The organism is Streptomyces sp. NPDC059900, assembly GCF_050270335.1.
Classification (GTDB): Bacteria; Actinomycetota; Actinomycetes; order Streptomycetales; family Streptomycetaceae; genus Streptomyces.
Genome location: NZ_JBNNJZ010000473.1, coordinates 1 through 6433 on the forward strand (window position 1 = coordinate 1; position 6433 = coordinate 6433).

At 67.1% G+C, this 6433-nt stretch carries 6 protein-coding genes; all 6 read left to right on the forward strand.

The window, feature by feature from the left end; all coding sequences use genetic code 11:
• On the forward strand, positions 1 to 530 hold a 530-nt coding region (locus ACQKIP_RS36530), incomplete at its 5' end, for a CDP-alcohol phosphatidyltransferase family protein (RefSeq protein WP_427745128.1).
• A 113-nt stretch (positions 531 to 643) separates the two neighbouring features.
• Positions 644 to 3139: a mannose-1-phosphate guanyltransferase gene (locus ACQKIP_RS36535; protein ID WP_365866053.1), complete on the forward strand. Its 2496-nt coding sequence runs from the start codon at positions 644 to 646 to the stop codon at positions 3137 to 3139.
• An 89-nt stretch (positions 3140 to 3228) separates the two neighbouring features.
• Positions 3229 to 4128: a DUF881 domain-containing protein gene (locus ACQKIP_RS36540; protein WP_365866055.1), complete on the forward strand. Its 900-nt coding sequence runs from the start codon at positions 3229 to 3231 to the stop codon at positions 4126 to 4128.
• Positions 4125 to 4457 carry a small basic family protein gene (locus tag ACQKIP_RS36545; RefSeq protein WP_030794354.1) on the forward strand — a complete coding sequence of 111 codons (333 nt, stop codon included), beginning with the start codon at positions 4125 to 4127 and terminating at the stop codon, positions 4455 to 4457. Before ACQKIP_RS36540 ends, ACQKIP_RS36545 begins: the two co-directional genes overlap by 4 nt.
• Before the next feature lie 5 nt (positions 4458 to 4462).
• Positions 4463 to 5329 carry a DUF881 domain-containing protein gene (locus ACQKIP_RS36550; protein WP_365866170.1) on the forward strand — a complete coding sequence of 289 codons (867 nt, stop codon included), beginning with the start codon at positions 4463 to 4465 and terminating at the stop codon, positions 5327 to 5329.
• Between the two features lie 82 nt (positions 5330 to 5411).
• The gene (locus ACQKIP_RS36555; protein WP_365866172.1) at positions 5412 to 6380 is read left to right on the forward strand and encodes an FHA domain-containing protein; all 969 of its coding nucleotides are present in this window, start codon (positions 5412 to 5414) and stop codon (positions 6378 to 6380) included.
• Positions 6381 to 6433: the final 53 nt, after the last annotated feature.

Sequence of the window (6433 nt, forward strand, 5' to 3'; positions counted from 1 at the left end):
GCGTACCCCTCTTCCTGTGGTTGATCCTCAGGCCCGAGTTCGGCGGGCCCAAGAGTGATCACTGGGCGCTGTTGGTGCTGATGCTGAGCGGCATCAGTGACTATCTCGACGGCAAGCTGGCCCGCCGCTGGAACCAGATCAGCAACCTGGGCAGGCTGCTCGACCCGGCTGCCGACCGGCTCTATATCTTGTCGACATTGGTCGGGCTGACGTGGCGGGAGATTCTCCCGCTCTGGCTGACCGCGGTGCTGCTCCTGCGTGAGCTGGTTCTGCTGGTGATGGTCGGGATCCTCAGACGCCACGGCTATCCGCCGCCGCAGGTGAACTTCCTCGGCAAGGCGGCCACCTTCAACTTGATGTACGCCTTTCCGCTGCTGCTCCTCAGTGACGGAAGTGGCTGGATCAGTACTCTGGCCGCTATTTTCGGATGGGCGTTCGCAGGATGGGGTACAACTCTGTACTGGTGGGCAGGGATCCTCTACGTGGTTCAGGTTCGCCGACTTGTCCGTGCGGACGTCACGGCCGATTGAGCTTGCCGATTCGGCAGCTGTGGAGGCTTGCAGCCCCGTAAGTCACGTATACGGGCATCATTTGGCGGGCCAAGTCGGCTAGGACGTCACCTATTGAGGAGGACGCTTCCGACATGAAGGCCGTCGTAATGGCCGGAGGCGAAGGCACGCGCCTTCGCCCTATGACCTCGAGCATGCCCAAGCCGCTCCTGCCGGTGGCCAATAGGCCCATCATGGAGCACGTGCTGCGGCTGCTCAAGAGGCATGGGCTCACCGAGACCGTAGTGACAGTCCAGTTCCTGGCTTCTCTGGTCAGGAATTACTTCGGCGATGGTGAAGAGCTCGGGATGGAGCTCACCTATGCCAATGAGGAGAAGCCACTCGGTACTGCCGGGAGTGTGAAGAACGCCGAGGAAGCATTGAAGGACGATGCGTTCCTCGTGATTTCCGGTGATGCGCTCACCGATTTCGATCTCACCGAGCTGATCAATTTTCACAAGGAGAAGGGCGCGCTCGTCACCGTCTGCCTGACGCGCGTTCCCAATCCGCTGGAATTCGGCATCACCATCGTGGACGAAGAAGGAAAGGTCGAACGCTTCCTCGAGAAGCCGACCTGGGGGCAAGTCTTCTCCGACACGGTGAACACGGGCATCTATGTCATGGAGCCCGAAGTCTTCGATTATGTCGACGCCGATGTGTCGGTGGACTGGTCCGGAGATGTCTTCCCTCAGCTGATGAAGGAAGGAAAGCCCGTATACGGGTACATCGCCGAGGGCTACTGGGAGGACGTCGGCACGCACGAGAGCTACGTCAAGGCCCAGGCCGACGTCCTTGAGCGCAAGGTCGACGTGGAGCTCGACGGCTTCGAGATCTCGCCCGGCGTGTGGGTCGCCGAAGGCGCCGAGGTGCACCCCGACGCCACGCTGCGCGGGCCGCTCTACATCGGCGACTACGCAAAGGTGGAGGCGGACGCCGAGATCCGCGAGCACACGGTCGTGGGCTCGAACGTGGTCGTCAAGGCCGGGGCATTCCTGCACAAGGCCGTCGTGCACGACAACGTCTACATCGGTCAGCACAGCAACCTGCGGGGCTGTGTCATCGGCAGGAACACCGACATCATGCGGGCCTCCCGCATCGAGGACGGTGCCGTCATCGGCGATGAGTGCCTCGTCGGTGAGGAATCGATTATCCAGGGCAATGTGCGGGTCTACCCGTTCAAAACGATCGAGGCCGGCGCCTTCGTCAACACGTCGGTCATCTGGGAGTCGCGGGGCCAGGCCCATCTCTTCGGCGCTCGCGGGGTCTCCGGGATCCTGAACGTGGAGATCACTCCCGAGCTCGCGGTACGGCTCGCGGGGGCGTACGCCACCACCCTGAAGAAGGGCTCGACCGTCACCACGGCGCGTGACCACTCGCGAGGCGCCAGGGCCCTGAAGCGAGCGGTGATCTCGGCGTTGCAGGCCAGCGCCATCGACGTACGGGACCTGGAGAACGTGCCGCTGCCCGTCGCGCGGCAGCAGACGGCCAGGGGCAGCGCCGGCGGGATCATGATCCGGACGACGGCGGGTGCGCCCGACTCCGTCGACATCATGTTCTTCGACGCGCGCGGGGCCGACCTGTCGCAGGGGAGTCAGCGCAAGCTGGACCGGGTTTACGCGCGTCAGGAGTACCGGCGGGCGTTCCCCGGGGAGATCGGGGATCTGCACTTCCCCTCCAGCGTCTTCGACTCCTACACCGGTTCGCTGCTGCGCAACGTCGACACGACGGGAGTGGCCGAGTCGGACCTGAAGGTGGTCGTCGATGCCTCCAACGGCAGTGCGGGCCTTGTGCTGCCCAGCCTGCTGGGCCGCCTCGGCGTGGACGCGCTGACCATCAACCCGGGTCTCGACGAGTCGCGTCCGACCGAGACCTATGAGGCGCGCAGGTCGGGCCTTGTGCGGCTCGGTGAGATCGTGGCGTCGTCGCGTGCCGACTTCGGTGTGCGGTTCGACCCCGTGGGTGAGCGGCTTTCGCTCGTCGACGAGAAGGGGCGGATCATCGAGGACGACCGCGCGCTTCTCGTCATGCTCGACCTGGTCGCCGCGGAACGCCGCAGCGGGCGGGTCGCGCTGCCGGTGACGACGACGCGCATCGCCGAGCAGGTGGCCGCGTACCACGGGACGCAGGTCGACTGGACGACCACGTCGCCCGACGATCTGACGCGGGTGGGGCGCGATGAGGCGACCATCTTCGGCGGCGACGGCCGGGGCGGGTTCATCATCCCCGAGTTCAGCAGCGTGTTCGACGGTACGGCCGCCTTTGTGCGGCTGATCGGTCTGGTCGCGCGGACGCAGCTCACGCTGAGCCAGATCGACGCGCGTATCCCGCGTGCGCATGTGCTCCGGCGTGACCTTGCGACGCCGTGGGCGGTCAAGGGGCTGGTCATGCGGACCGTCGTGGAGGCGGCGGGGGACCGGTCGGTGGACACGACCGACGGCGTGCGGGTCGTGGAGGCCGACGGGCGCTGGGTGCTTGTGCTGCCCGACCCCGCGGAGGCCGTCACCCATCTGTGGGCCGAGGGACCCGACGACGCGTCCGCTCAGGCGCTGCTCGACGAGTGGTCGGCCGTGGTGGACAGCGCCGGTCGCTGACCGGTGGGACGGGCCGGACGGCACCCGTGAGAGGTGCTGTCCGGCACGCCGGTGGGGCCATTCGGAGGTAGTGCCCGCGACGTGCGACGATGTGCGGCATGCCGCAGCAGCCCCCCGTTCGGAGCACCCCCTCACGCCCCCGGCGTCCGGACGCCTCCATGTCGCTGCTGACCACGGTCATGGACCACAGCCTGGACGAGGGCTATGCCGAGGCGGCGGCCCGCAAGAAGGCGCAGGGCGACGGTGGAATGCCGCGTCCGCTGCGGGCGAAGCTGGGACTCGCGCTCGGACTGGTGCTGGCTGCCCTTGTGGTGACCGTGGGTGCCGCGCAGGCGCGGATAGCTGCCCCGGTGGTCGCCAAGGAGCGCTCCGAGCTCATCGACCGGATCGAGGCGGCGACCTCGGACGCCGACGAGCTCGAAGGGGATGTGGAGACGCTCCGCGACGACGTGGGCGCCCGGCAGCGCGAGGCACTGAAGAAACACGGGGGCAGCCAGGGTGAGTTGGTGTCCCTGCTCTCCGGTGCCACCAAGGTCGACGGGCCGGGCGTGAAGCTTGTGGTGGACGACGCCAAGGAAGCCGACCAGGGCGGGGGCGGGCCGCGGGAGAGCGCGGGATTCTCCGACACCGGGCGGGTGCGGGACCGCGACATGCAACGGGTCGTCAACGGCTTGTGGCAGTCCGGCGCCGAGGCGATCGCCATCAATGACCAGCGGCTGACGGCGCTGTCGGCGATCAGGGCCGCGGGTGACGCGATACTGGTCGACAACAAGCCGCTCGTGCCGCCGTATACGGTGCTTGCCGTGGGTGACGGGCAGCGCTTGAGCACGCGTTTCCAGAACAGTCGCGACGGTCAGTATCTGCATGCTTTGCAGGAGAACTTCGGCGTCCGGACCAGCATTTCCGTCCATGATGACGTCCGACTGCCGGCAGCACCGAGTGTGACCGTACGTACAGCAGAGCCGAAGGCAGGAAAGGGCACATCGTGATCGCCGTACTGGGCCTCGTCGTGGGAGTCGTGGCCGGATTGTTGGTCCGGCCCGAGGTTCCGGCCGTGGTCGAGCCGTACCTACCGATCGCCGTGGTGGCGGCACTCGACGCGGTCTTCGGAGGCCTGCGTGCGATGCTCGACGGGATCTTCGACGACAAGGTCTTCGTGGTGTCGTTCCTCTCGAACGTCGTCGTGGCCGCCCTGATCGTGTTCCTGGGCGACAAGTTGGGCGTCGGCGCCCAGCTCTCCACCGGTGTCGTGGTGGTCCTCGGCATCCGGATCTTCTCGAACGCCGCCGCCATCCGCCGACACATCTTCAGGGCGTGACGCCGATGGGTACGCAAGAGACACCCGGCGGCGACAACCGGAGCAGGGAGCTGCCCGCAGAGGTGCAGGGCCCGCCGCCCGTGGAGCCCGCTGAGCCGGCGGCGCCGGAGGGGGACGAGCAGCGGCACGACCAAGAGGAGCGGGCCTCGCAGAGCGGCCGTCAGCGGTTGGCGAAGGGGCTCTGGCCGCCGCGCGTCACGCGTCCTCAACTCATCGTCGCCCTGCTGCTCTTCGTGCTGGGACTGGGCCTGGCCATCCAGGTGCGCTCCAACAACGACAGCAGTGCGCTGCGCGGAGCACGTCAGGAAGATCTCGTTCGCATTCTCGATGAACTGGATGACCGTACACAGCGTCTGGAAGGTGAGAAGCAGCGTCTCGAGGATCAGCGCACCGGGCTTGAGAACAGCTCGGACCAGGCCGAGGAGGCCCGCAAGCAGACGGTCGAGAAGGAACGACAACTCGGCATCCTGGCGGGCACCGTGGCGGCGCAGGGTCCTGGAATCACGCTGACCATCGATGACAAGAAGGGGTCGGTCGAGGCGGACATGCTGCTCGACGCCATTCAGGAGCTGCGCGCCGCGGGTGCCGAGGCCATCCAGATCAATGATGTACGCGTAGTGGCCAACACCTATCTGTCGGATACGGACAGTGGTGGTGTACGGGTGGACGGCCGCGCGGTCGGCAAGCCCTACCGGTTCAAGGTGATCGGCAAGCCGCAGGATCTCGAGCCGGCGCTGAACATCCCAGGTGGCGTGGTGCAGACTCTGGAGAAGGAGCAAGCCACCGTCACCGTGACGCGAGCGGAGAAGATCGTGGTGGACGCCTTGCGAGCGGCGAAGCGGCCTGACTACGCTCGGTCGTCGTCCCAGTGAGGCGGGGGTGCATGGGGGCCGCCGGTCGAGGGCATGAGGTTGCGGGGGGTCGGCGCATCGTAAGCGTGGTGCGTGGTGGAAACTGTTTGGCGGATACGGACGTTGTGAGGATGTCTGTACTTCCGGTGTACGGCGGTGTGTGCAATCAGGGTTCGTCCTGCCCCACGGGCGGGTCTGTTTCGGTCAAGGGGAATCGCCCGTGAAGTTGTTTGCGAAGTTGTTCGGCAAGAGTGCACGTGAGGACAGCGGCAACCCCGCCACTGCCCGGCACCGTGCCGCGCGCCATGGAGATGCCGAGGAGCAGGGCGGCGAGCGCCCGATGTTCCGCGACCAGGTCGGTGGGCCAGGCGGTGACATTTCGGGCGCGCAGGGCGCGTCGTCTGTTGACCCTGCCGGTGCGGGCCGCATAGGTTTCGGAGAACCGTCAACCTCAAGTACGGGTGGAGGGTTTACCCCCGATCCGTACGCATCGAATGCCCCCGCGGGGCAGCCGCGGCAGGAGGATCCGTCCATGGCTCTGGTGTGTACGAGGTGCGGGAACCGCAACGCCGAGGCGAGCCGGTTCTGCTCCAACTGCGGCGCGCCGCTGCGGGCCGGGGCCGCGCCGGAGCGTCCGTCCGAGACGACCTCCACGATCTCCATCTCGGGCCTGGAGGCCTACGACGCGGAGGTGACGGGGCAGACCGCCTCGCCCGCCCTCTCGCCGGAGGCCCAGGCCGCCGTTGACGCACTGCCGCTCGGCTCCGCGCTCCTCGTGGTGCGCAGGGGGCCGAACTCGGGCAGCCGCTTCCTCCTGGACGGCGAGCTGACCACGGCGGGGCGTCACCCGCAGAGCGACATCTTCCTGGACGACGTGACCGTCTCGCGTCGCCACGTGGAGTTCCGTCGCCTCGGGGACGGGTCCTTCACCGTCGCCGACGTGGGCAGCCTCAACGGCACGTACGTCAATCGGGAGCGCATCGACTCGGTCGCGCTGTCGAACGGCGACGAGGTGCAGATCGGCAAGTACCGCCTGGTCTTCTACGCGAGCCAGCGGGGCGCCGGTATCTGACCTTCCTCCGGACTCCGTCCGGGGGGACCCCCAGGAAGGGCCATGCCACAAAC